The organism is Rhodococcus sp. NBC_00294 (genome assembly GCF_036163995.1).
Lineage (GTDB): Bacteria > Actinomycetota > Actinomycetes > Mycobacteriales > Mycobacteriaceae > Rhodococcoides.
On sequence record NZ_CP108043.1, the window covers coordinates 4042890 to 4066695 of the forward strand.

The window sequence follows — 23806 nt, forward strand, 5'->3', positions numbered from 1 at the left end:
GCCGCACCACTCGAGCTGTTCCGGCGCCCGCGCGCTGCGCACGGCGTTCCGCGCACGGTGCAGCGCGCGCTCGGCACCGGGCGGTGCGCGCGGCGCCTCGTAGCGGACCAGTGCGCCGCGCCACTCGGCCCCACTGGTTGCTCCGTTGCCCCCACGGGTAGCCCATGCAGGATCGAGACACGATCACCGATCGGAGGCATCACACACATGGCAGCACGAAGTCCGGGCACGGCGCTCGTCGTCGGAGCCACCGGCATCTCGGGGCAGACCATCTGTCGACGACTCGTCGACGCGGGGTGGCGCACCTACGGGTTGTCGCGCAAGACCGAGTTGCCGGTCGACGGCGTGACACCCGTGACGGCCGACCTTCTCGACGCCGATGCGCTGCGTGAGGCACTGCGCGGAACGGCGCCCGACCTCGTGTTCTTCACGGCGTGGATGATGCAGGACGCGGAGGCGGAGAACATCGAGGTGAACACCGCCACCCTCCGGAACACGTTCGACGCGCTGGCACCGGAGAACTCGGTGGAGCACGTCGCTCTCATGACGGGTCTGAAGCACTACCTCGGCCCGTTCGACGCCTACGGCGCCGCGGTGACGGCGGAGACCCCGTTCCACGAGAGCGAGGAGCGCCTCGACACACCGAACTTCTACTACGCCCAGGAGGACGAGTTGTTCTCGGGCGCAGAGCGACTGGGCTTCACCTGGAGCGTGCACCGGGCACACACCATCTTCGGGTTCGCCGTGGGCAACGCCATGAACATGGCACTCACCCTGTCGGTGTACGCCACTCTCTGCAAGGAGACCGGCGAGCCGTTCGTCTTCCCCGGTTCGGAGACCCAGTGGAACGGTCTGACCGATGTCACCGATGCCGATCTGCTCGCCGAGCAGATGATCTGGGCCGCAACGAACGAGAACGGCGCCGACGAGCCATTCAATGTCGCGAACGGCGACGTGTTCCGTTGGCGATGGCTGTGGCCGCGCATCGCCGACCATTTCGGTGTCGAACCCGTCGGTTTCGACACCGAACCGCGACCGTTGGCGACGCGAATGGACGATGCACCCGACGCGTGGCGGCGCATCGCCGAGAAGTACGACCTCGTCGAGTCGGACGTGACTCGACTCGCATCGTGGTGGCACACCGACGGCGACCTCGGCCGCGACATGGAGTGCCTGACCGACATGACGAAGAGCCGCAAGGCGGGGTTCCTCGGATTCCGCTCGACCAGTGAGAGTTTCGCGGAGAACCTCGCTCGGTACCGGGACGCGCGGATCATTCCTCGCTGACGTCGGACGCAACGGCCGGGCGGGTGGACCCGCCCGGCCGTCGGCGTCAGGACGCGATCGAGAGGCTCTTCAGAATGTTCAGGAAATCGGTCAGAGGCAGCAGATCTCCGAACGAGAAATTGAGGAAGCTGAGGCCGTTGAGAATGCTGAGCATGATGTCTCCCGAGTGAGTGATGTCGCGATTGTTTCGCGCACACAGATCATGAAGGACCCGTCGTCACGGACGACGATGAACGGTGTGGTGACCTGTCACTGACTTGGTCGTGCTCACAGACAACGCCCCGAAACGGTGTCAATTTCGAGAACATCATCAGCGAGCGAGAGCGGTCACCTCGTCCGCGATGATGCGCCCCAACTCGTCGGTCCCCGACGTTCCGCCCATGTCCGCGGTGAGCGCGGCGCCGCCCCGTGCCAACACGTTCTCGACCGCGGTCAGGACCGTGCGCGCGGCATCGGGTTCGCCGAGGTGATCGAGCATCATGCTGCCGCTCCAGATCTGTCCGATCGGATTGGCGACGTTCTTGCCCGCGATACCCGGTGCCGATCCGTGCACCGGCTCGAACAGACTGGGAAAGAGCCCCTCCGGGTTGATGTTTCCACTCGGGGCGATGCCGATGGTGCCCGCGATCGCCGGTCCGAGATCGGACAGGATGTCCCCGAACAGATTGCTCGCGACGACCACGTCGAACCAGTCCGGGTGCAGCACGAAGTTCGCCGTGAGGATGTCGATGTGATAGCTGTCGACGTCCACCGTGGGGTGATGCGACGCCATGGCGGCGACCCGCTCGTCCCAGTACGGCATCGAGATGGAGATGCCGTTGCTCTTGGTCGCGGACGTCAGGTGGCGTTTCGGCCTGGTCTCGGCGAGTTCGAAGGCGTACTTCAGGATTCGGTCGACGCCGATGCGCGACATGACCGTCTCCTGGATCACCGTCTCACGCTCAGTTCCCGCGAACATCCGGCCGCCGAGATCGGTGTACTCCCCCTCGGTGTTCTCCCGCACCACGTAGAAGTCGATGTCGCCGACCTCGCGTCCCGCAAGCGGGCTGGTGACGCCCGGCATGAGCCGGATGGGCCGCAGATTCACGTACTGGTCGAAGTGACGTCGGAACTGGAGCAGACTGCCCCACAACGAGATGTGGTCCGGCACCACCTCCGGCCAGCCCACCGCTCCGAAGAAGATCGCGTCGAACGGTCGGAGCTCCTCGAACCAGCCGTCGGGAAGCATCTTTCCGTGCTCGACGTAGTAGTCGGCGCTGGCGTAGTCGAAGTACTCGTACTCGAGGTCGAGGTCGAACGCCGCCGCCGCGGCGTCCAGTACTTCGATACCGGCGGGAACCACCTCCTTGCCGATGCCGTCACCCGGGATCACTGCGATGCGTCTGGTAGCCATCGTTCGAGCCTAGTCGGGGCGAAACCTTGACACTCGCGGACAGAACTGTCTAGGTTCTGAGCACCCGGCATCGAGATCGGGTGTTCGCCGGGGGGTGCCCACAGGTATCGGCGGACTCCACGAACGATCCGGGGGAAGCCGCATGTCACCGTTCACTCGCCGCACGTTCCTCTCCGGCGCCGCCGCGGCCGGCGGTGCGCTGATCGCCGGCAACCATGCCGCCCGCGCCTCTGCTCACGGCATCGCCGCACGCACACAACGGGTTCCGCTCTCCCGCGAGGATCACCGCGTGGTGATCGTCGGCTCCGGGTTCGGCGGCGGCGTCGCCGCACTGCGCCTCGCACAGGCAGGCGTTCCGGTGACCGTGCTCGAGCGCGGTCTGCGATGGCCGACCGGTCCGAACGCCGAGACCTTTCCGCACGCTCGCTCACCCGACGGTCGTTTCCTCTGGTACGGATCCGCGAAGAACGTGTTCGGACGTCCGATCGACGTCCCGGCGTACACCGGCCTCGTAGAGGCGGTTCCCGGCGAGAACATGACCGCGCTGTGTGCGGCCGGGGTCGGCGGCGGGTCCCTCGTCTATCAGGGGATGACGCTGCAGCCGGCCGAGGCGGTGTTCGCGTCGCAGTTCCCCGGCGCACTGGACTGGGGCCTGCTCGATCGCGTCCATTACCCGCGGGTCGCCCGGATGCTGCACCTCGCGGTCGCGCCCGACGAGTTGGTCGACAGCCCCAATTACGCTGCACCACGAGCATTCCGGGACAGTGCACGACGACTCGGACTCCCCGTGTCGAAGATCCCGATGCCCATCGACTGGAACTTCGCGCTCGACGAACTTCGTGGCGAGATGGCCCCGTCCTACACCAACGGCGACGGCGCCATCGGCGTCAACAACGGCGGCAAGTTCTCCGTGGACGTCACGTACATCGCCGAGGCGGAGGCGACCGGGCTGGCGACGGTACAGACCCTGCACCAGGTCACCGACGTCGAACGGGCGTCAGACGGCCGGTGGACGGTGTACGTCGACCGCATCGACACCTCGGGGGCGGTCGTGGAGAACAAGATCCTCACCACGCCGACCCTGATCATGGCTGCGGGCAGCATGAACACCACGCGACTGCTGATGCGGGCGGCAGCGTCCGGCCGGATCCCGGACATGCCGGACGCGCTCGGCGACGGCTGGGGCACCAACGCGGACAGGATCTACTCGTGGACGACGTTCGACCAGGACTTCGGACCCGCACAGGGCGGCCCGGTGGTCTTCGGCAGTCTCGACTGGGCGGACCCGTCCCGCGCGATGACGGTCATCCAGGCGTCGTTCCCCCCTCTCGGGGTGGATGCCCGAACCACCGTTCTGGTCGGCTACGGCGTCAGCGACGCCCGTGGGCGTTTCGTCTACGACGGTGCGCGGGACGATGCGATCCTGCGGTGGCCGCACGAGGGGGATGCGGCCATCCAGAGTCACATCGACCCGCGCGTGCGCGCGATCGCCGGACCGAACAGCCTCGTCGTGGACACCAACGCGGTGTTCCCGTCCACCTGGCACCCGCTCGGCGGGGCCAACATGGGAACGGTCTGTGATCTGGAGGGTCGAGTCCAGGGACAGCGCGGCCTCTACGTTCTCGACGGCGCCCTGATCCCGGGCAACTGCGCCGCCTGCAATCCGTCGATGACCATCGCCGCAGTCGCGGAGCACGCTCTCGACAGCATCGTGGCCACCGACGTCGGCACCGTCATCTGAGCCGGCGTCAGTCCAGCATGGCATCGGTCAGCTCGACCCGCCGCGCGACGATGTCGTCCGCGAGCTGGGTGACGCGGACCCCGTCTGCGTAGGCGAGGGACCGGAGCCGAACCACGGCCTCGTCGGCGGTGATCCGGAACCGTGCTGCCATCATGCCGGCAGCCACGTGCACGGATGCGCGGGGCAACGGATCGTCCGCGGCGTCGTCCCCCACTCCGGCGACGTCGCGGCGCACCGCGGACGCGAGTTCCCCGGCGCACCGCGCGGCACGCGCCGCGGTCACCGGCGACCACGGATGCGCGTCGCGGCGGTAGAGCTCGAGCACGCCCACCGTCGGCTCCGTGCCCACCGGAAGCGCGAACACGGCACCCACGTCGAGAGCTCGAACGGCGTCGTCGAACAGCGGCCACGGCGAGCCCTCGTCGGTACCGACCATGCTGATCATCGTCTGTTCACTCCGGAAGGCATCGAGGCAGGGCCCGGTTCCCAGCGTGAACTGCAGTTCGTCGATGCGGGTCGCGACGTCGTCGCTGCTGTAGACGAGGTCGCGGATCGCCGCGGTCACGATGACTGCCACCGCGATCCCGTCCGCACCCAGCGACGGCGCGTACCGCTCCACCACGGCGCGGGTGGCGTCGAAGGAATCCATGGATTCTGGTGCCCGAGTCGGACATGGATAAACGTACCGCCGAGATCACTCCACGACGACGGTTCGGCCGCCCTCGTTCATCGAGGCGACGAGAGCGTCGGCGACGAGACCTGCACGCAGCCCCGCGTCCGCGTCGGCGAGCTCCGAGACCCGGCCGGCCTCGAGGGAATCGACCCACTCCTGGAGTTGCAGGCGATACGCGTCCGCATAGCGGGGAACCCAGTCGGCCGGGTAGGCCACGGACCGCCGGCGGTCGCGGTCGGTGACCACGTGAGTGGGCAGCACGAGCGCAGACGCTCCGATATCGCCCACCACCTCGCACCTCGTGTCGTATCCGTAGCGGGCGTTGAGGAAGATCTCGACCGTCACCAGAACGTCGGACTCGGTCCGCAACAGCATGATCTGCGGATCCTGGCGCGTTCCGGAGTGCGCGGACGTACGACCCGCGTGCCAACTCACCTCCGTGATCGGCGACGACAGCAACCACGGCACGATGTCGAGTTCGTGGATCGCGGAGTTGGTGATGGTCGACGCGGACGTGCCGCCGGGGTAGGCCTCGACGGTGCGACTCACGCAGTGGGCGACGAGGGGTTCACCCAGTTCACCGGAGGACACCACGCGCTTCAGTTCCACGTAGGCCGGATCGAACCGACGCATGAAGCCGACCGTGATCAAGGTGCGTTCGCCCTGCGCGGCGATGATCTCGCGGCACTCCGCCGCCGTGGGCGCGAGCGGCTTCTCGCACAGCACCGGCTTGCCCGCGGCCAGCGCCAGGTGCACCAGTTCGGCGTGGGTCGAATCGTGCGAGGCGATGACGACGGCGTCGACGTCGTCGCGCTCGATCAGCGCCGGGCCGTCCGCCGCGACGGTGGCGCTGCGCAGGGTGGAGGCGACTGCACTCGCCCGTGCTGCGTCGAAGTCGGCGACAGCGGTCACCGCCGCGCCCGACACCCGCCGATCGAGGGACAGGGCATGGTCCGCTCCCATGACGCCGACACCGATGATTCCAACCCGCACAGTCATGATCGAAAGTATTACATCTTAATGTCCTGACAAATGTGCTTTCGTCTGATTGGCTCTGCCGCATGACGCAGAGCGCCTCCCTCCCCCTGTCACGAGTTCCCGATCCCCGTGACGCGCCCGTGCTCCGGTGGGCAGTCCTCGGGCCGGGCTGGATCGCGCGCCGGTTCGTCGAGTCACTGCACCGGCACACGACCCAGACCGTCGTCGCGGTGGGATCGCGCTCACCGGAGCGCGCACGCGCCTTCGCCGACGAGCACGGCGTCGACCGCGCGCACGGCACCTACGAGGCCGTCTTCGCCGACGACGACGTCGACATCGTGTACATCGCCACGCCGCACACCGAGCACCTCGCGAACGCCCTCGACGCCATCGCCGCGGGCAAGCACGTGCTCGTCGAGAAGCCGCTCGCCGTCGACGCGGTCGGCGCGGCCCGTATCGCGGAGGCCGCACGGTCGGCAGGAGTGTTCGCGGGAGAAGCGATGTGGACGAGATTCCTGCCGAAGTTCGACGTGATAGAGCAGGTGCTCCGCAGCGGCGTCCTCGGACCGATCCACACGGTGCTCGCGGATCACGGCGAGTTCTTCACCACCGATCACCGCATCTACGATCCGGCGCTGGCCGGTGGCCCGCTCCTGGATCTGGGAACGTACGTCGCGTCCTTCGCCTACTCGGTTCTCGGTGCACCGGAGACGGTGGATGCTCGGAGTCGACCTGCCAATGACGAGATCGACGGTCAGATCTCGGCCCTTCTCACCGGCGAGTCCGGACATGCGGTGCTCAACACCACGATCCTGACGAACACGCCGACGACGGCGGTCGTGTGCGGCCGGGACGGCACGCTCACCATCGCCGGGCCCTTCTTCATGCCGGGGCCGTTCACCGTCGCACTCCGCGACGGCATCACCCTTGCCTACGACGAGACCCCCGGCCTCCAGGTCGACGGACTGCATCTCGCCGCGGTGGAGGCTGCGAGAAGGATTTCCGTCGGCGAGGTCGAGTCCGCCGTCCATCCCCTCGCCGACGCGGTCGCGACCCTGGAGATCATCGACCGGATCCGCGAACGGATCAGCTGATCAGATCAGCGTAGACCACGATGTTGTCGTCGTAACTGGCTGCGTCGCTGTCGAATCGACCGCCACACGTGATCAGCCGGAGTCCCGGGTGGTCGATGTCGCCGTACACCGTGTTCGTCGGGAACTCGGCCTTCGGGTACTGATCGACCTCCATGACCCGGAAGCGCGACGTGGTGCCGTCCTGCAGAGTGACGATCACGTCGTCGTCCGGGACGAGGTCACCGAGCCGGGAGAACACGCCCGGCGCACCGTCCCAGTCCACGTGACCGGCGATCACGGACGGCCCCATCGCGCCGGGAATCGGTGAACCCGTGTACCACCCGGCCGGAAACGCGCCGGGTGGTACCTCCATCGTCCCGTCCTGCTGCAGACCCAGGCCCATGAGGTCGGAACTCACGGAGATCGCGGGAACGTCGATGCGGACCGGCGGCGACGAGACGGCCACGGCATCAGGGACACCGGTGGTGCCCTCGTCGACCACGCCGACGTCCGCCGACTCGGTCGCGGCCGGCACCGGCGACTCGGTGCCGGCAGCAGTGGAGCATCCGGAGATCAGCGCCAGCGTGAGCAGCACCGCAGCGCACAGTGAGCGCGCCGCGGTAATGGCGGAACGTGATGCCATGTCAGCTCTTTCGACGACGCAGCACCAGTGCCGACCCGATGATCGCCGCGGCCGCGAGGCCGATCGACACGGGCTGCCGATGGTCGGCCGACCGGACGGTGCTGCCGTCACCCGTGTCGACGCCACCACCCGGGACCTGAGTGATCTGGCTGCCCGGCGAGTACCGGCCCGGCGCGTCCGGACCCGTGGGGACACCGGGGGTTCCGGGAGTGTTCGGGGTTCCGGGAGTGTTCGGGGTTCCGGGAGTGTTCGGGGTTCCGGGAGTGTTCGGGGTTCCGGGAGTGTTCGGATTTCCGGGCGTGTTCGGGGTTCCCGGCGTACCGGGAGTGTCCGAGGTGGGCGGGACCGCCGGTGCGGTGGGCACCGACGAGGTGGGCGGTGTACCCGGCAACCCCGGAAGACCCGGGATGGTGATCACGGGCGGGACACCGGGGATCGACGGCAGTCCCGGGATCGACGGGATCGGAATCACGATGGGAGGCACCACGACTCCCCCGTCGCCGACCGGGGTGGTGGTCGTCCGCGGGGAGCAGTCGTTCGCCGTGATCACGTTGTCGTCCAGGGTGACCGCGCCGTTGCGCGCCAACACACGTCCGGAGACGGTCGCACCGTTCTGGACGCTGATCGAGGTGAGCGCCAGTACCGTTCCGACGAACGTCGTGGAGGTACCGATGGTCGCCGAGCTGCCCACCTGCCAGAAGACGTTGCAGGGATTCACGTTGATCAGTGCCACTCTGCTGCCGGACCCCGTGATCAATGTGGACGGTGCCTGAAAGACGAAGACGGCGTCGGGATCCGATCCACCGTCCAACGTGACGGTGCCGTTCAGGGCCAGTGCGCTGGAAGCCTTGTAGACCCCCGGGGCGAGGGTGCTGCCGGTGATGTCGGCAGCGACGTTCGCCGAGATCGGCTCCGCACTCGCCTGGTCGCATGCCGTGGTGAGGTCCGACTGCGCCTGCAGCGCAACCGCATTGGCGGCATGGATCGTGCCGTTGTTCACGAGACCGGGCGGAAACCCCGTGACGGCCGCGGTCGGACTGGTTCCGAGTCACCCGAGATGACCGACGGGCCGGTGTTGGTCACGCCCGCACCGGCCAGGACCGCGTAACTGGCAGCGGTGCCGAGTCCCACCGGAGTGGCGGCGTCGGCGGTGCTCGCGCCGACGATCATCAGAGCCGCCGTGGCGACGGCGACGGTACCCAGTGCGGGGAGGCGGCCTCGCTTCGCGGCGTCGAAGGGAGAGCGGTCGAGGTGTGTCCTGATCATGCGGTTCCTTGCGCGATGTGGTGAATGTGCCGCATCCCTGATGCAGCACATGTGGTGCGCAGACTCTGTCCCCGACGACGCAGAGCGGTGCGATGACGCCCCGGCGACGTCGGCGCGTCGATGACCGTCCGAGAAGACGACCACGGCGCCGAGATGTGGCGGGGGCAGGTGTGAGATCGAGCCGACTCCGTCGAATGCGACGTAGATTTACGGCATAAATGAGAGTGAACAGGACGATAACGGTAATGTCAATGCATGCCGGAATTGCGACATTCTGTCGAGTCCGGACAATCACGTGATGGACGACTGACACCTCTGTGCGACAACGATTCTCGGACTCTGATGTCGACATCGATACGATATCGGGCATGCATTCACGATATAACGGATGAATAACTTGGATGTACCGCCTCAGTTCTGTCCGACCGGCCGCATCGACCTCCGATCACCGCAGACGCGAGGTCAACGCGTGTGCGGCCCGCAGCAGCTGTTCGCCGAGAACAGGGCGCCGGACATCGTCGAAACGGCCGGCGACGCCCGTCAGACTCAGCGCCCACGCCGGGGCGTCGCGGCGATCGAACACCGCGGCCCCGAGACCCCAGCTACCTTCCACCAACAACCCGGGATTCACCGAGTATCCCTGCACCAGAACTTGTTCCACCCGTTCGGCGATCTCGCGCGGCGCGTGACGTTCTCCCCAGCCGCCGAGCTCTGCACGGTCGAGGTACTCCACCCGCTCACGTTCGGGCAGGTGCGCGAGGATCACCAACCCGGCGGACGCGACTCCGAGGGGCATGCGCAGGCCGACGTGCAGGACGTGCGAGCGCAGCGGGAAACTGCCCTCCTCGCTCGCGATGCAGACCGTCTCGTCGCCCCGACGTGCCGACAGGAAGGCGCTCTCCCCCGTCGTTCGGGCCAGATCGCGCAGGATGTCTCCCGCGCTCGACGTGATGTCGTACCGCTCCGCTGCCATCGATCCGAGAAGGAAGGTCTCGGGCCCCAGCGCCCACCGGCCCGACTCGTGCCGATCGACGAAGCCCTCCGCCGCCAACGCGGTGACCATCCGGTGCACGGTGGGCCGCGCCAACCCGGCGGTCCTGGCGATGTCGGTGGTCGACGCGCCGTCCGGCTCGTGATCACCGACGGCACGCATCACGGCCGCGACTCGCGCGATGACCGACCTCGCTGCCTCCGCCATCACCACAGTCTAGGGCTCGCGGGGTGTCCACTCAGTGAACACCGAGCCGCCGATCGTTCCACGAGTCGAGCAGTTCGCCGTCCGGACCCCGTATCGCCTGCGAAGACGCCGTGGTCCTGATCGAATGCAGAGAGTGCGCACGTCCACTCACCGGACCGTACATCTGATCAGTACTCGATCTCAGGAGGAACTCGTGGCCACCGAAGTCCTGTCCACCCCCGCCGACGCGATACGCGGCGTCACGGACGGCGCCACCCTGGCCGTCGGCGGCTTCGGGCTCTGCGGCATCCCGGACGCACTGATCGACGCCCTCGCCGCCACCGACGTCACCGATCTGGAGGTCTTCTCCAACAACTGCGGAGTGGACGACCATGGCCTCGGCATCCTGCTCGCAGCGCACCGAATCCGTCGCGTCACCGCGTCCTACGTCGGCGAGAACAAGGAATTCGCCCGGCAGTACCTGTCCGGCGAGCTCGAGGTCGAGCTCACTCCCCAGGGCACTCTCGCCGAACGACTACGCGCCGGGGGCGCGGGCATCCCGGCGTTCTTCACCCCGGCCGGTGTCGGCAGCCCCATCGCCGACGGCGGGCTCCCGTGGCGCTACGCCGCCGACGGATCCGTCGCACTCGCGTCCCCTCCGAAGGAGACCCGCGTCTTCGGCGACAAGCGGTACGTCCTCGAGGAGGGCATCCGCGCCGACTTCGCGCTCGTGCACGCGCACCTGGGTGACACCGACGGAAACCTCGTCTTCGACAAGGCAGCCATGAACTTCAACCCGCTCGCCGCCATGGCCGGCCGCATCACCGTCGCTCAGGTCGAGCATCTCGTGCAGCCGGGCGAGATCGACCCGGCGCACGTGCACCTGCCCGGCGTGTTCGTCCAGCGCATCGTGGAGACCGGCCCACAGACACCCCGCATCGAGAAGCGCACCACCCGACCCGCAGGAGACGCACGATGAGCACCGACACCGGATGGACCCGCGAGAACATGGCTCGGCGCGCGGCGGCCGAACTGCGCGACGGTGATTACGTGAACCTCGGCATCGGGCTGCCCACACTGATTCCCGGCTTCCTCGATCCCGCGATCCGCGTCACGCTGCACTCCGAAAACGGCATCCTCGGTACCGGCCCCTACCCCACCGAGGACGAGGTCGACGCGAATCTCATCAACGCCGGCAAGGAAACCGTCACCACCCTGCCCGGCGCGGCGTTCTTCGACTCCGCGCTGTCCTTCGGCATGATCCGCGGCAGCCACATCGACACCGCCGTCCTCGGCGGCATGCAGGTCTCGGCGACCGGCGACCTCGCCAACTGGATGGTCCCGGGAAAGATGGTCAAGGGCATGGGCGGCGCCATGGACCTCGTCCACGGCGCCGCGCGCGTCATCGTCGTCATGGAGCACACCGATCGGGACGGCAACCCCAAGATCGTCGACGCGTGCACGCTCCCCCTCACCGGTCAGGCCGTCGTCGACCGTGTCATCACCGACTACGCCGTCATCGACGTCGTCGGCGACGGCACCCTGGTCCTGCGGGAGACCGCGCCCGGTGTCACGGCGGCGCAGGTACACGACGCCACCGGCGCCACCCTCACCGACGCCGACGACCTCGTCACGCACTGACCGGCGGCGGGCCGTTCTCACGGCGTGAGGATGGCCCGCCCTCGCACCGTGCCCGCGTCCAGATCGTCGATGGCGCTCTGGAAGTCGTCGAGTGCGTACTTCGCGGTGTGCAGAACGACGGACCCGCGTGCCGCGAGAGCCATGAGGTCGCACAGGTCGTTGTAGGACCCGACCAGGTTGCCGATGACGTTGATCTCCGACGACACGATGTCGATTGTCGGCACGTCGATGTTCTCGCCGTATCCGACGACGTGGTAATTGCCCGCCTGCCGCAACATCGCGATGCCCTCCGCCGTCGCGCCGCCTTCACCGACGAAATCGATGACCGCTTCGCCGCCCTGCCCGCCGGTGAGCTCGAGCACCTGCTCGATGTGGGTGCCGTCGGCGACGACGCCGTGATCCGCCCCGATGGACAGGGCCAGCTTCACCGCGTCGGCGTTACGGTCGACGACCACGATCTCGGCCGCGGTCAGCGCCTTCAGCACCTGAATCCCGATGTGCCCCAGCCCGCCTGCGCCGATCACCACGACGCGGTCGCGGGGAGTCAGATGCCGGGAAGCCTTCGACGCGGCGTGATAAGCCGTCAGTCCGGCATCGGCGAGGGCAGCCACGTCCGCCGGCTCCAGCGAGTCGTCCAGCTTCACCACACTGCGTGCCGACGTCTTCAGGTACTCCGCGTAGCCACCGTTCGTGTCGATGCCGGGGAACTGGTTGATCTCGCAGTGCACGTCGTCGCCGGATCGGCAGGCGCGGCAGAGCCCGCACGTGATGAGCGGGTGGACGATGACCTTGTCACCCTCCTGCACGTTCGTCACGGCGGAACCGACGGCGTGGACCCAGCCGGCGTTCTCGTGACCGATCGTGTACGGCAGGGTCACGTTCGACTTCTCGGCCCACTGCCCCTCGAGGATGTGCAGATCGGTACGGCACACCCCCGCTCCACCGATCCGGACGACCACGTCGAACGGCCCCGTGGGAGTCGGAACGGGCACCTCGGTCATTCGGAGTTTCTCGTGGTACCCCACGACCTGGACTGCGCGCATGGTGCTCATGATGTGTCTCCTCGGCTTCTCGGGAAGGTCAGGCGTCGACCGTCGTGCGGTCCGGGTCGTCGTAGCGGGTACGGAGCAGTCCCCGGCAGAAGTGGGCGTTGCCGTCGATCGAGATGCGGGTCGATCGAGCCCGACGCAGTGCGAGCGGCACGTCGAGCTGCGTGTAGCCGGCTCCGGTGTGATCGACCATGACGATGCTGTCGGGCACGTCGTCCAGGCCGAGGGACCGTCGCCGCGACCGCAGTGCCCTGGTGGTGTCGTCGTCCGGGAGATCGCCCAGCACAACAGTTCCCATGTCCTCCATGCGCCGGGACGGATCCCGCTTCAGCAGCGCGGTCAGGCACCGCTCCATCGCCGCGACGTGAGCCTTGCGCTGGAACGTCGTCCGGAGCTCCTCCAGATCGTTCTCCGCTTCGTGCGCGAAGGTGCCCCGGTATCCCGCGTCCGCGGCGAGTCCCGCGTTGATGATCGGTGAATCGTGGTGGTCGTCGAGTTCCACCGTCACGTTCCGCGTCCAGGGCAGGCCGGTGAGCACGTCCTTCGCGTCGGAGGCCATGAGGTAGGCGAAGTTCGGCGCGCAGAAGGACGTCGGCAAGCGCAGGTGCACCACGACGTCACGGTCCTCGGAGACGGTGAGCGACTGCACGAAGTCGAGGTCGGTGATCGGCTCGTCGAGCTCGGGATCGATCACCACGTCCAGAGCCCGCATCGCCGAGTCGGCACGGGTGGTCATCTCACGCTCCCACGAGAACGTCGTCGGCCGCCCGGTCGGCGCCGCGCGGGCCGGTGGGCGTCTCGTCGGCATCGGCGATCTGCAGCTCCGCCGGAACCGGGATGTCGTACATCTTCGCGGCGTTCAGGCCCAGCACCTTGCGCTTCTGGTCCATCGTGATCTCCGGGTACTCGCTCAGCTCCGCCGGAATCTGGAAGTCGACGAACGACTCGATCAGCCAGCGCGGTGTCCAGAGGGCGTAGTCGGACGAGAACTGGATCCGGTCCTCGCCGAGCCAGTAGAGCAACTCGCCCATGATCTGGCCGAAGTACTTCGGCCGGGAGTGGATGAACGGCATCGCGACGGCGAGCCCGGCATGCACGTTCGGCTCCTGGGTGGCGATCCAGCAGAAGTCCTCGAGCCGCGGGAGACCGCAGTGCTCGACGACGAAGTTCAGATCGGTGAAGTCGGTGGCGACATGATCGACGTCCGCCACGTCGAAGGCATCGCGATCGAGCGGCCTGATGGTCGGTCCCTTGTGGACGTGGATGTTGGTGATCCCGAGCTCGCGGCAGACCTCGAGGTAACGCCGGGTCCAGTCGTCGTCGAGCTTGTAGCCGCGAGAGTCTCCGTGCCACTCCGCCGTGTAGAGCTTGACGCCCTTCAGTCCGAACCGTTCGGCATCGGCGCGGAGCTGATCGAGCCCACGCTCGCCGTTGCGCGGATCGAAGTGGTGGTTGTAGGTGAGCTTGTCGGGATTCTGCGCCGTGAGGGCCCATGCCTCCTCCGTCTGCCCGAACCCGTTCACGTAGAACTCCCCGAGGTGGGCCGGCTGGAAGATCGCATGATCGACGTACCCGTCCTCGAAGAGGTCCTTCATCAGGCGGTCGCCGCCCTGGTAGAGGTACTCGTCGTACGGCCACAGCTCGCTCTCGGGCGACAGGTTGCGGTGGTAGTCGTAGAAGCAGTCGATGAACTGCTTGCCGTGGATGTTGCGCTGGTTCTCGGGCCGCGCGTCCCACAGCGCGACGTGCGCGTCGACGATGAAGAAGCTGTTGTCGCCCTTGGTGTACATCGAGGTCCCTTCGTCGTGTGACTGGCGTCACCTTCACTGGCTCGACGCTAGGGCGCGACGGACGGGAAGCGGGCGTCCCCGGCGTCTCAATCTGAGACGGTCGACCACCCCTCGGGCGCTGTAACCTGGATCACAACCCGACCGCTTCGACCCACCAGGACGCCCGCGTGCCCGCACAGCTCCCCGAACACCGGACCGGCTCCGGCCGCGAGGTGGACGCGGTCGCCGGTGCGGTACCCCCTCGACTCCGCGCCTCCTGGCTTCGGAGTCGGCGCTATGGCATCCCGGTCGATCATGTCGAGCCGGTCTTCGCCGGGACGGAACGGCAGGAGTCGCTCTTTCGGCAGTGCGGTGACGAAGTGCTCGCCGACCTGCAGCGGACGCTCACCGCCGAGCCGGTGGGCCTCATGCTCACCGACGCCGACGGCCTCGTTCTGTCCCGCCTGAGCGGGGACCACACGTTGCTCCGCGCGCTCGACGACGTCCACCTCGCGCCCGGTTTCGGCTACTCGGAACGGGAGGTGGGGACCAACGGTCTGGGTCTCGCGCTGGCAGACCTGGTACCCACCCTGGTCCGAGCGGAACAGCACTACTCCCACAGCCTCACCGGCTTCACCTGCGCAGCCGCCCCGGTGCTGGATCCCGCGACGGGTCGTCTGCAGGGTGCCGTCAATCTCACCACCTGGTCCCGGACGTCGAGCGACCTCCTACTCACACTCGCACGGTCGGCCGCGAGCACCATCTCGCTGTCGATGTCGTCCCGATCGACCGGTCGACGAGAGCGACCGACGGTGCGTCGCAGCCTCTTCCGTATCGAGCACGGGTCCACCGGCACAGGCGTTCGACTCGGCGCGGAGTGGTCACGACTGGAGGCGGACGCCCACTCCGCGATGGCCGCGGGATCGACCGTCGCGGTGATCGGCCGCCCCGGCTCCGGCCGCTCGTCGCTGGTGACGCACGCTGCGCGGCGCGCCTTCCCGCGCCACCGCATTCTCTCGGCAGCGGCCCCCGCACCCGACGACGTCGACACGTGGCTCGACCTGTGGACGTACGAGGCGGATCGCACCGACACGGTCGTCGTCCTGCGCGACGTCGACACGCTCCCCGACTTCGCCGCGCAGTCACTCGTCGACCTGCTGCGGTCCGCCGAGACCCGGATGCCCTTCGCAATCACCGCCGAACGACTGCACGACATCCCGGCCGCACTCGCCTCCGCGGTCGCATCGGTCGTGTCGCTGCCCCCACTGTCGGACCGACCGGACGACGTCGTGCCGTTGGCTCACGAGTTCGCGCGCGCGGTGCGCGGACGCGACGTGCACATCACCCCCGCGGCGGAACGCGCTCTGCAGCACCACGACTGGCCGCAGGGCGCGGCGGAGCTCCGCGAACTCGTCACGCGAGTCGCGTCGCGTGCGGACGTCGTCGACGTCGCGATGCTCCCCGCCGAACTGCTGGCGGGCCGGACGCGCCGGTTGTCGAGCATCGAGGCGTTCGAGCACGGGGAGATAGTGCGGGTCCTCGCGTCGGGCAAGGTCACGATGAGCCAGGCGGCCCGTCAGCTGGGGATGAGCCGCGCCACGCTCTACCGCAAGACGGCCTACTACAAGATCGATCCGCGGAACCCCGGCTGACGCACGTCGGCCGCGTAGTCTCGTCCCGGACGACTCGATCTCACGGGAGGGGCGCGGACATGGACGACGAACTCACGCGACGTCTGTTCGCACTGCGCGACCTCCCCCACTTCCGTCGGGCCCGCGAACGGGACTCGACGGCGACGACCACGGTCTCCGATTTTCTGACCGGCTCGGTGGACGACGATGCCGCTCTGCTCGTCGTGCTCGAGCAGGGCGCGGCGGCGGCGGTCCGATCACTCGACGGCGTGGCGCACGCCGGCATCACCGCCACCGTGGACGGCCACCCCTTCACCGTGTCCCCCACCGACGCCGTCGTGTTCGCGCTCGACGCCCAGCAGTACGACCTCGACGACGGACCCTGCCTGCGCGCGCTGCGGACACACTCGTCGCTGCACTTCTCCCACGACGAGGTGGCCCGACTCTGGCCGCCCCTGGCCGCCCTCGCGGCGAGGGCCGGCGTGGACCGGGTGCACGCGTGCGCGCTGACCGTCGACGGGGCGGCCGCCGGCTCGGTCAACCTGTACGCCGCGGGGCCTCCCCTGTCCTCCGCGCAGGTCGAGGCCGAGGACGATCTGGTGTGCGTCCTCGTGGACCACCTCGACACCGCCCTGTGGTCCTACGGCCGCGGGCGCGACCTCGACGCCGGAGTCCGACGGATCGGTGCGGCCATGGCGGACCGCCGGGTCGTCGGCATCGCGGTCGGCATCCTCATGGTGCGGGACGATCTCGACATGGGCGAGGCCCGAGCACTACTCGAGAAAGCCGCTGCCGCAGCAGAACTACCACTCGTCGACGTGGCCCGCCGGATCACCGAGGACAGCTGACCGACGATCACCGCGCCGTGAACGCCGCCTCGAAAGCGTCGAGTGCCTCGTCGGCATCGGCGCGTGCCCACCCCTCGAGACCGACGACACCGTCGTACCCCATCTCGCGCAGTGCGGCGGCGACGACCGGGTAGGCAATCTCCCCGGTGCCCGGTTCGCAGCGCCCCGGAACGTCGGCCACCTGGATCTCGCCGATCCAGGGAAGCGAGCGCCGCACCGTCTCGATGAGGTTCCCCTCGCCGATCTGAGCGTGGTACAGGTCCAGATTCAGGCGCAGGGCCGCACTGTCCACCGCGGACACGAGTGCGAGCGTGTCCGCCGCGGTGGCGAACGGTGTACCGGGGTGATCGACCGCGGTGTTGAGGTTCTCGAGGGTGAACACGCGACCGGCACGCTCGCCCAGCTCCGCGACCCGGCGCAGTGTGTCGGCCGCCCGGAGCCACATGTCGGGGGTCACCGTGTGCTCGGGGTGGACCGGCAACCCTTCCGAATCGAGACCTGTGCCGTGCAGATTCAGGCGCGGGCAGTCGAGCCGATCGGCCACGCGCAGCGACTCCGCGGCGGTGCGGAGCAACTCGTCGATGCCGTCCGGGTCGGTGAGGCTTCCGTTCAGGTACCCGGTCATCGAGGAGAACCGGGCACCCGTGGCCTGCAGATCGTCGATGTTCTTCGTCGACCAGTTCCAGATCTCGACCTGCAGGCCGCGGTCCGCGATCCGTCGGACCCGATCGACGAACGGCAGATCGAGGTGGAGCATCTCGGCGCTGGCCGCCAGCGTGTACGTCATCGGACACCGTCCGAGTCGAGATCCGCGACGGCGACCGCGGCGCCGGACCGCACACTCTCGATCGCGGCGAGCGCGATCGACAGGGCGACCCGTGCGTCGGCTCCACCGACGACCGCGGGCGTCGAGTCGTGGACCGAGGACACGAACGCGGTGAACTCGCCGATGTAGGCCTCGCGCAGCAGATCGGTGTCGCGACGGGCGGTGTCCACGGTGATCCCGCGAGCGTCGTACAGGGTCATGTCGCTCGACGCCGTGGTGCCGGCAGTGATCATGCCGCCGGATCCGAACACCTCTCCGCGGACGTCGTAGCCGTACAGCGCGGAGAAGTTGGCCTCGGCCGTCGCGAGGGCGCCGTTGTCGAACGCGATGGTGACGACGGCGGTGTCGAGGAAGCCGTCGTCCCTGGCCTCGGGCCGGATCAACGCGTCGGCCATGGCGTGCACGCGCACCGGAGCGGCTCCCGGGTTGAGGAAGCACAGCGTGTCGAAGTCGTGGATCAGCGTCTCCAGGAAGATGGTCCACGCTGGAACGCGGCTCGGATCTCCACCCCACGGGCCGGGATCACGGGTGAGCGACCGCAGCAGCTGGGGCGTACCGATCCTGCCCTCGTCGACGGCCCGACGTGCCGCCGCGAATCCCGGTGCGAAGCGTCGGTTGAAGCCCACCTGGAGTGTCACTCCCGCGGCCCGTGCGGCGGCGATGGCACGGTCCGCGTCCTCGAGGGTCACGGCCATCGGCTTCTCGACGAACACGTGCTTCCCGGCCTCCGCGGCCGCGACGACGAGTTCGGTGTGACTCCGCGCGGGGGCGGAGATCACGACCGCGTCGACGTCGTCACGCCGCAGGGTCTCGTGGATGTCGGTGGACGCCGTCGGTGCACCGAGTTCCCCGGCGAGCCTGTCGGCGGCGCCGGGCACCGGATCCGCCACTGCTCGCAGTGCGGCACCCGGTACCCGGCGCGCGACGATCTCGGCGTGGTTGGCGCCGATCCTGCCCGCACCGAGCACCGCGATGCCCACCACCTCCGAACGATCGACTGCCATGACGCCTCCTACTAGTACGTTCTAGTTTGCCTGTTCGCAGAGGCTAGAACGTACTAGACGCCGGCGTCAACACCCCCGTACGATCGGTGCGTGACCACCAGGAGACGAACCGAGCGTCCCGTCACGATGACCGACGTGGCACGGGCGGCGGGAGTCTCGACCGCCCTGGTGTCCATCGTCTTCCGCGACTCCCCCGGTGCCAGCGACGCGACCCGCGCACGGGTACGCGAGATCGCCGACGAACTGGGATACGTCCGCGACAGACGGGCGAGCAGTCTGCGGCAGTCGCACTCCCGGCTTCTCGGGGTCGTCTTCGAGCTGCAACAACCGTTCCACGGGGATCTGGTCGAACACGTCTATTCCGCCGCGGCTCGACGGGGCTACGAGGTGGCTCTCAGCGCCGTCGCACCCAGCAGAGGTGAGACAGCGGCCATCGACTCCCTCCGTCACGATCGCTGCGAGGCAACGATCCTCCTCGGCAGCCGACTGCCGGAGGACGAGCTGGCCGCGCTCGCCCGCACCGTTCCCACCGTCGTCGTCGCTCGCCGTGTCGACACCCCGGACACGCTGACGGTGCGCAGCGACGACGTCGCCGGCATCACGCTGGCGGTACGGCATCTCGAGGAGCTCGGCCATCGTCGCATCGCCTTCGTCGACGGCGACGGCGCACCGGGCAGCGAGGACCGATCCGCCGGTTTCCTGGACGCCCTGTCCCACATCGACGACGCCCGAGCCGAGGTGGTGCGGGGCGGCCTCACGGAGGACGACGGAGCGCGAGCAGTCGAGGGACTCCTCGACACAGAGCACCCTCCCACCGCCGTGATCGCCTTCAACGACCGGTGCGCCACAGGCGTTCTCGCCGCACTGGTCGCTCGCGGACTCGCCGTGCCGCGGGACATGTCGGTGATCGGGTACGACGACTCGCGCGTCGCCGGACTGGACCACGTCGCACTCACCACGGTGTCCCAGGACGCCGAGAGCCTGGCCGACGCGGCGGTGGACGCCGCACTCACCCTCACCGTCGACGACAGTGCGCCGAGCATCGTGCTGACGCCCAGCCTGGTGTCACGGTCGACCACCGGCGCACCGAGGGCTACGTCGTGACGTCCGGGGCGGCACCGGTCACGACGGTCCGCAGATCACGGCACGCGACGCGATAGATCTCCGCCAGGTCGGCGTCCTGATCCCCGTCGTCCACGCGCGCCGCCCACGAGTCGAACGCGACCCGGACGGTCATGATCGCCGTCTCGGCGGTCAGGCGGGAGGGCGATCGCGGAACTCGCGCCGCCAGCGCGTCGGCCAGGCGAGCGATGACCACTTCGTCGAGGGCGATCGCCGCGGACCGTAGGTGCGCATCCGACACGATCAGCCGACGGATGCGCATCACGCGGTCGGACGACGCCGTGTTCGCCGCACTCATGCGCCGGAGGAACCGCTCCACGATGTCCTCGATGCCGGCCAGACCGACACCCGCGAGGTCGGCCTCGGTCACCCACGCCAGGATCTCGCGCTCGAGCCCGGCGTCGAAGCCGACGACGGACTGCTCCTTCGTGGGGAAGTGACGGAAGTACGTGCTCTGCGAGATGCCCGCGTCGCGAGCGATGTCGCCGACGGTGGTGGAAGCGAATCCCTGACGCTCGAAGAGTTCCAGCGCCGCCAGTGAGATCTCGGAACACATGTCGCGACGCCGACGTTCCCGCAGATCGGGCACCGGTGTCGCCGCCACCTCGGTCGAGCCGTCTCCACTCACGACATCACTCCTCTCCGAATGGCCGTCACCCTACATCAACAACCAGTTTGACAGTGACTGTCATGCAGGAAGACACTGTTACCACACCGAACGACAGAGAGGCCCCACGACGATGCAGGTTCAGCAGACAGAGGTGGACGCGGCGCGCGTCACGGACGGGCCTCTGCCACGGAGCAGTCGGCTGTTGATCGCGGTGCTCGTGGTGTCGGCATTCGTCATGATCCTCAACGAGACGATCATGAGCGTCGCGCTGCCCACCCTGATGGTCGATCTCGCCATCGACGCCGGCACCGCGCAGTGGCTCACCACCGGCTTCCTCCTGACCATGGCCATCGTCATCCCGACCACGGGCTTCCTCTTCCAGCGCTTCACTCTCCGCCAGGTCTTCTTCGCGGCGATGTCGCTGTTCTCCGTGGGCACCGTTCTCGCCGCGTCGGCGCCCGGCTTCCCGCTGCTGCTCACCGGTCGAGTCGTCCAGGCAGGCGGCACGGCGATCATGCTTCCCCTGCTGATGACGACCGTGCTGCGACTGGTTCCCGCCGATCGGCGCGGCCGCATGATGGGCGTCATCTCCATCGTCATCGCCGTGGCTCCGGCCGTGGGGCCGACCATCTCGGGTGTCATCCTCAGTGCGCTCGACTGGCGGTGGATGTTCTGGCTCGTGCTCCCGATCGCGTTGCTGGCCTTCGCGATCGGATCCCGCCTGGTGGAGAACGCCACCGCGGCGAGCACGGTGGCCCCGTTCGACGCCGTCTCGGTGGTGCTGTCCGCGCTGGCGTTCGGCGGCATCGTGTACGGACTCGGCAGCCTGGGTCACGCCGCCGAGGGCACCGCGGTCCCCGTGTGGATCCCGTTGGGTGTCGGCGTCGTCGCACTGGTCGTGTTCGTCCTCCGGCAGATCGCTCGTCAGGACTCGGGCCGGGCCCTGCTCGACCTGCGTCCGCTGCGCACCCCCACGTTCAGCATCGGCCTGGGCATGCTCTCCATCAGCATGATGGCGCTGTTCGGTGCCCTCATCCTGCTGCCGATGTATCTGCAGAACGTCCGCGGGCTGGACACGTTGACCACGGGCATGATGCTCCTTCCCGGCGGTCTGATCATGGGCGGTCTCGCTCCCGTCGTCGGACGGGTCTTCGACCGAGTCGGCCCCCGCCCACTGGTGGTCCCGGGCGCCGTCGTCGTCAGCGCCGCACTGTGGTCGATGACGATCCTCACGGCCGACACCGCCCTCCCCGTGGTCGTCGCGATCCACTCGCTGCTCAGCGTCGGCCTCGCTCTGATCATGACTCCGCTGATGACCTCCTCACTGGGTTCGGTTCCGCCGCAGCTGTACTCGCACGGCAGCGCGATCTTCAACACCGTGCAGCAGTTAGCGGGAGCGGCCGGCACCGCGCTGTTCGTGACCGTGATGTCCACCGCTGCGGCCTCCCGACTGGCCGGTGGCGTGGGCGACGTGGCGGCGCAGCAGTCGGGGATCCACACCGCGTTCCTGTGCGGCGGTGCCGTGTCCCTGCTGGCAGTGGGCGCCTCGTTCTTCATCCGTACGCCTGCGGCCGACCGGGGGTGACCTGGTCGTTGCCGGAAGGTTGTCGCCCCGTCGTGGTGCAATGGTGCCGTGAACTCCTCTGACTCCTTGCCGCTCGCGGTCGTGATCGGTAACGCCGTCCGCTCGTTGAGCGCGGCGGGCACCGACGACGACCATGCTGCGGAGTTGATGCACCGGCTGGTCGACGCCGCCTGCGCGTGCATCCCCGACACGGACATGTGCGGAGTCACCGTCGAGCTGAACGGCGCACCCTTCGCGGCCGCGACGTCGTCGACCACCGTCTCCGCCATCGACCTCGAGCAGTACGACGCGGACAGCGGTCCGTGCCTGCACGCTGCTCGCGAGGGCGAGACGGTGCTGGTCGACTGCGAGGCGGGAGACGCCCGGTGGCCGGAATTCGGCACCACTGCGCGCGCCGCGGGGATCGCCGCGATGATGTGCACCCCGGTGCGGGTGGGTGACCGCACCATCGGTTCGCTCACCCTCTTCGCCCACACCCCGCACTCGTTCGACGACCTGGACCGTCAGGTTCTCAGCACGCTGGTCGGCGCCGTCTCGGACGCGCTGGAACGCCACGACCAGCACCGCGACCTCTCGACCACCGTCGACGGCCTCCGCGATGCCATGGCCCACCGCGCACCCATCGAGCAGGCCAAGGGCATCCTCATGGCCCTGCGCGGCATCGACGACGCCGCGGCGTTCGAGGTGCTCTCGACCGAGTCGCAGCGCACCAACCGCCGACTGCGGGACATCGCCCGCGAATTCGTGTCGTCGGTGACGGACGTCGCGCCGGCCGAGATGACCGGCGCGCGCCCCACCTGACGCACAGTTCGACCGGTCACCACCCGGGCGGAACCTCCAGGTCGACCGGAACTCGGGTGTTCCGGTCCCCGCTCGCGGACGCCAGTTGCGTCCGGGTGAGAAACAGCGCGTCACGCAGGTCCGCACCCCGGACGTCCGCGCCGCGCAGATCGACCCCGAGAAGGTCGCATCCGGTGAGGTCGGAACGGCGCAGATCCGCCCCCACCAATGACGCCCCGCGCAGGTCGGCACCGACGAGCCACACGTCACGCAGGTCCGCGCCCGCCAGGTCCGCTTGCGGGACGAGCCGTGCGTCCGTCGCCGCCCCGTCCGCGAAGTAGGCCGCGCGCACCTCGGCGCTCACGGTGTCGAGCACCTGCCTTACGCGCCCTCGAACGAACGTCACGTCCACCGCGAGAACCGAGGTGGCGCCGGCGTCGACGGCGGCAGAGATCTCCGCGCACAGCAGATCGACCTCGTCGGTCAGGTCGCTGTCGTGGGAACGCGTGCGCACCCGCGTCAGATGCCACAGCATCTCGTGCAGGTCCATCACGGCCTCGAAGGCCGAGAAGACGGTGCGCGCGGTCGCGTCACCGTCGCGCCACGACGCGGCAGGGAACATCGTCGTGCTGACGCGTTGGCCGGCTCCGAAACAATCGAAGGACACGCAACCGCGGTACCCGCGTCGAGGCAGAGCGGAGTGGATCGAA

24 protein-coding genes are annotated in these 23806 nt (G+C 68.4%); 10 read left to right on the top strand and 14 right to left on the bottom strand.

Annotated features, from left to right (window positions below):
• The first annotated feature begins 207 nt into the window (after positions 1 to 207).
• On the top strand, positions 208 to 1287 hold the full coding sequence (locus OHB23_RS18855) for an SDR family oxidoreductase (RefSeq protein ID WP_328810148.1): 1080 nt from the start codon (positions 208 to 210) through the stop codon (positions 1285 to 1287).
• A 310-nt stretch (positions 1288 to 1597) separates the two neighbouring features.
• Here the strand turns inward: OHB23_RS18855 and OHB23_RS18860 are convergent, their stop codons facing one another.
• Positions 1598 to 2680 carry a tartrate dehydrogenase gene (locus OHB23_RS18860; protein ID WP_056447200.1) on the bottom strand — a complete coding sequence of 361 codons (1083 nt, stop codon included), beginning with the start codon at positions 2678 to 2680 and terminating at the stop codon, positions 1598 to 1600.
• A 142-nt stretch (positions 2681 to 2822) separates the two neighbouring features.
• Here OHB23_RS18860 and OHB23_RS18865 point away from each other — a divergent pair, with 142 nt between their 5' ends.
• Positions 2823 to 4421 carry a GMC oxidoreductase gene (locus OHB23_RS18865; protein ID WP_328810149.1) on the top strand — a complete coding sequence of 533 codons (1599 nt, stop codon included), beginning with the start codon at positions 2823 to 2825 and terminating at the stop codon, positions 4419 to 4421.
• A 7-nt stretch (positions 4422 to 4428) separates the two neighbouring features.
• On the opposite strand, the gene OHB23_RS18870 is transcribed toward OHB23_RS18865, so the two are convergent.
• Together OHB23_RS18870 and OHB23_RS18875 are read right to left on the bottom strand one after the other, a co-directional pair.
• Positions 4429 to 5070, bottom strand: a complete 642-nt coding sequence (locus OHB23_RS18870) for an ANTAR domain-containing protein (protein WP_328810150.1) — start codon at positions 5068 to 5070, stop codon at positions 4429 to 4431.
• 45 nt (positions 5071 to 5115) lie between these two features.
• Positions 5116 to 6093 carry a Gfo/Idh/MocA family oxidoreductase gene (locus OHB23_RS18875; protein ID WP_222638263.1) on the bottom strand — a complete coding sequence of 326 codons (978 nt, stop codon included), beginning with the start codon at positions 6091 to 6093 and terminating at the stop codon, positions 5116 to 5118.
• A gap of 62 nt (positions 6094 to 6155) precedes the next feature.
• Between OHB23_RS18875 and OHB23_RS18880 the strand changes: the two genes are divergently transcribed.
• On the top strand, positions 6156 to 7166 hold the full coding sequence (locus tag OHB23_RS18880; protein WP_328810151.1) for a Gfo/Idh/MocA family protein: 1011 nt from the start codon (positions 6156 to 6158) through the stop codon (positions 7164 to 7166).
• On the opposite strand, the gene OHB23_RS18885 is transcribed toward OHB23_RS18880, so the two are convergent.
• From OHB23_RS18885 to OHB23_RS18900, 4 genes are all read right to left on the bottom strand, one after another.
• Positions 7159 to 7788 (bottom strand): class F sortase, encoded by a 630-nt coding sequence (locus OHB23_RS18885; protein WP_222627558.1) that lies wholly within the window; start codon positions 7786 to 7788, stop codon positions 7159 to 7161. The genes OHB23_RS18880 and OHB23_RS18885 overlap by 8 nt on opposite strands.
• A 1-nt stretch (position 7789) precedes the next feature.
• Positions 7790 to 8788 carry an ice-binding family protein gene (locus tag OHB23_RS18890; RefSeq protein ID WP_328810152.1) on the bottom strand — a complete coding sequence of 333 codons (999 nt, stop codon included), beginning with the start codon at positions 8786 to 8788 and terminating at the stop codon, positions 7790 to 7792.
• Positions 8785 to 9054: a hypothetical protein gene (locus OHB23_RS18895; protein WP_328810153.1), complete on the bottom strand. Its 270-nt coding sequence runs from the start codon at positions 9052 to 9054 to the stop codon at positions 8785 to 8787. Before OHB23_RS18895 ends, OHB23_RS18890 begins: the two co-directional genes overlap by 4 nt.
• Positions 9055 to 9499: 445 nt before the next feature.
• Positions 9500 to 10252 carry an IclR family transcriptional regulator gene (locus OHB23_RS18900; RefSeq protein WP_222650193.1) on the bottom strand — a complete coding sequence of 251 codons (753 nt, stop codon included), beginning with the start codon at positions 10250 to 10252 and terminating at the stop codon, positions 9500 to 9502.
• Positions 10253 to 10445: 193 nt separating this feature from the next.
• On the opposite strand from OHB23_RS18900, the gene OHB23_RS18905 reads away from it, so the two are divergent.
• Both OHB23_RS18905 and OHB23_RS18910 read left to right on the top strand, forming a co-directional pair.
• Entirely contained in the window at positions 10446 to 11210 is a 765-nt protein-coding gene (locus OHB23_RS18905; protein WP_056447180.1) for a CoA transferase subunit A, read from the top strand.
• Entirely contained in the window at positions 11207 to 11872 is a 666-nt protein-coding gene (locus tag OHB23_RS18910) for a 3-oxoacid CoA-transferase subunit B (protein ID WP_222646130.1), read from the top strand. The genes OHB23_RS18905 and OHB23_RS18910 overlap by 4 nt, the downstream gene beginning before the upstream one ends.
• A gap of 17 nt (positions 11873 to 11889) precedes the next feature.
• Here OHB23_RS18910 and OHB23_RS18915 read toward each other — a convergent pair whose 3' ends face one another.
• From OHB23_RS18915 to OHB23_RS18925, 3 genes are read right to left on the bottom strand one after another with little or no spacing between them, the layout of a single operon-like run.
• Positions 11890 to 12915 carry an NAD(P)-dependent alcohol dehydrogenase gene (locus OHB23_RS18915; RefSeq protein ID WP_056447576.1) on the bottom strand — a complete coding sequence of 342 codons (1026 nt, stop codon included), beginning with the start codon at positions 12913 to 12915 and terminating at the stop codon, positions 11890 to 11892.
• Positions 12916 to 12952: 37 nt separating this feature from the next.
• Positions 12953 to 13657, bottom strand: a complete 705-nt coding sequence (locus tag OHB23_RS18920) for an iron-sulfur cluster assembly protein (protein WP_328810156.1) — start codon at positions 13655 to 13657, stop codon at positions 12953 to 12955.
• A 1-nt stretch (position 13658) separates the two neighbouring features.
• Positions 13659 to 14711, bottom strand: a complete 1053-nt coding sequence (locus tag OHB23_RS18925; RefSeq protein WP_328810157.1) for an amidohydrolase family protein — start codon at positions 14709 to 14711, stop codon at positions 13659 to 13661.
• A gap of 167 nt (positions 14712 to 14878) precedes the next feature.
• On the opposite strand from OHB23_RS18925, the gene OHB23_RS18930 reads away from it, so the two are divergent.
• Both OHB23_RS18930 and OHB23_RS18935 read left to right on the top strand, forming a co-directional pair.
• Entirely contained in the window at positions 14879 to 16342 is a 1464-nt protein-coding gene (locus tag OHB23_RS18930; RefSeq protein ID WP_328810158.1) for a helix-turn-helix domain-containing protein, read from the top strand.
• 59 nt (positions 16343 to 16401) lie between these two features.
• The gene (locus OHB23_RS18935; protein ID WP_222638269.1) at positions 16402 to 17169 is read left to right on the top strand and encodes an ANTAR domain-containing protein; all 768 of its coding nucleotides are present in this window, start codon (positions 16402 to 16404) and stop codon (positions 17167 to 17169) included.
• Positions 17170 to 17176: 7 nt separating this feature from the next.
• Here OHB23_RS18935 and OHB23_RS18940 read toward each other — a convergent pair whose 3' ends face one another.
• A complete protein-coding gene (locus OHB23_RS18940) occupies positions 17177 to 17956 on the bottom strand; it encodes a TIM barrel protein (RefSeq protein WP_328810159.1) in 780 nt (259 codons plus the stop codon).
• Positions 17953 to 18999, bottom strand: coding sequence for a Gfo/Idh/MocA family oxidoreductase (locus OHB23_RS18945; protein WP_285188224.1), 1047 nt, complete (start codon positions 18997 to 18999; stop codon positions 17953 to 17955). The genes OHB23_RS18940 and OHB23_RS18945 overlap by 4 nt, the downstream gene beginning before the upstream one ends.
• 126 nt (positions 19000 to 19125) lie before the next feature.
• Here OHB23_RS18945 and OHB23_RS18950 point away from each other — a divergent pair, with 126 nt between their 5' ends.
• Positions 19126 to 20103, top strand: a complete 978-nt coding sequence (locus OHB23_RS18950; protein ID WP_328811676.1) for a LacI family DNA-binding transcriptional regulator — start codon at positions 19126 to 19128, stop codon at positions 20101 to 20103.
• Here the strand turns inward: OHB23_RS18950 and OHB23_RS18955 are convergent.
• Positions 20093 to 20749 carry a TetR/AcrR family transcriptional regulator gene (locus OHB23_RS18955; RefSeq protein WP_235578814.1) on the bottom strand — a complete coding sequence of 219 codons (657 nt, stop codon included), beginning with the start codon at positions 20747 to 20749 and terminating at the stop codon, positions 20093 to 20095. The two genes, OHB23_RS18950 and OHB23_RS18955, sit on opposite strands and share 11 nt — an antisense overlap.
• A 112-nt stretch (positions 20750 to 20861) precedes the next feature.
• On the opposite strand from OHB23_RS18955, the gene OHB23_RS18960 reads away from it, so the two are divergent.
• Positions 20862 to 22316 (top strand): MDR family MFS transporter, encoded by a 1455-nt coding sequence (locus OHB23_RS18960; protein WP_328810160.1) that lies wholly within the window; start codon positions 20862 to 20864, stop codon positions 22314 to 22316.
• A 48-nt stretch (positions 22317 to 22364) separates the two neighbouring features.
• Positions 22365 to 23117: a GAF and ANTAR domain-containing protein gene (locus tag OHB23_RS18965; RefSeq protein WP_328810161.1), complete on the top strand. Its 753-nt coding sequence runs from the start codon at positions 22365 to 22367 to the stop codon at positions 23115 to 23117.
• Between the two features lie 16 nt (positions 23118 to 23133).
• Here the strand turns inward: OHB23_RS18965 and OHB23_RS18970 are convergent, their stop codons facing one another.
• Positions 23134 to 23763 (bottom strand): pentapeptide repeat-containing protein, encoded by a 630-nt coding sequence (locus OHB23_RS18970; protein ID WP_328810162.1) that lies wholly within the window; start codon positions 23761 to 23763, stop codon positions 23134 to 23136.
• Positions 23764 to 23806 lie beyond the last annotated feature (43 nt).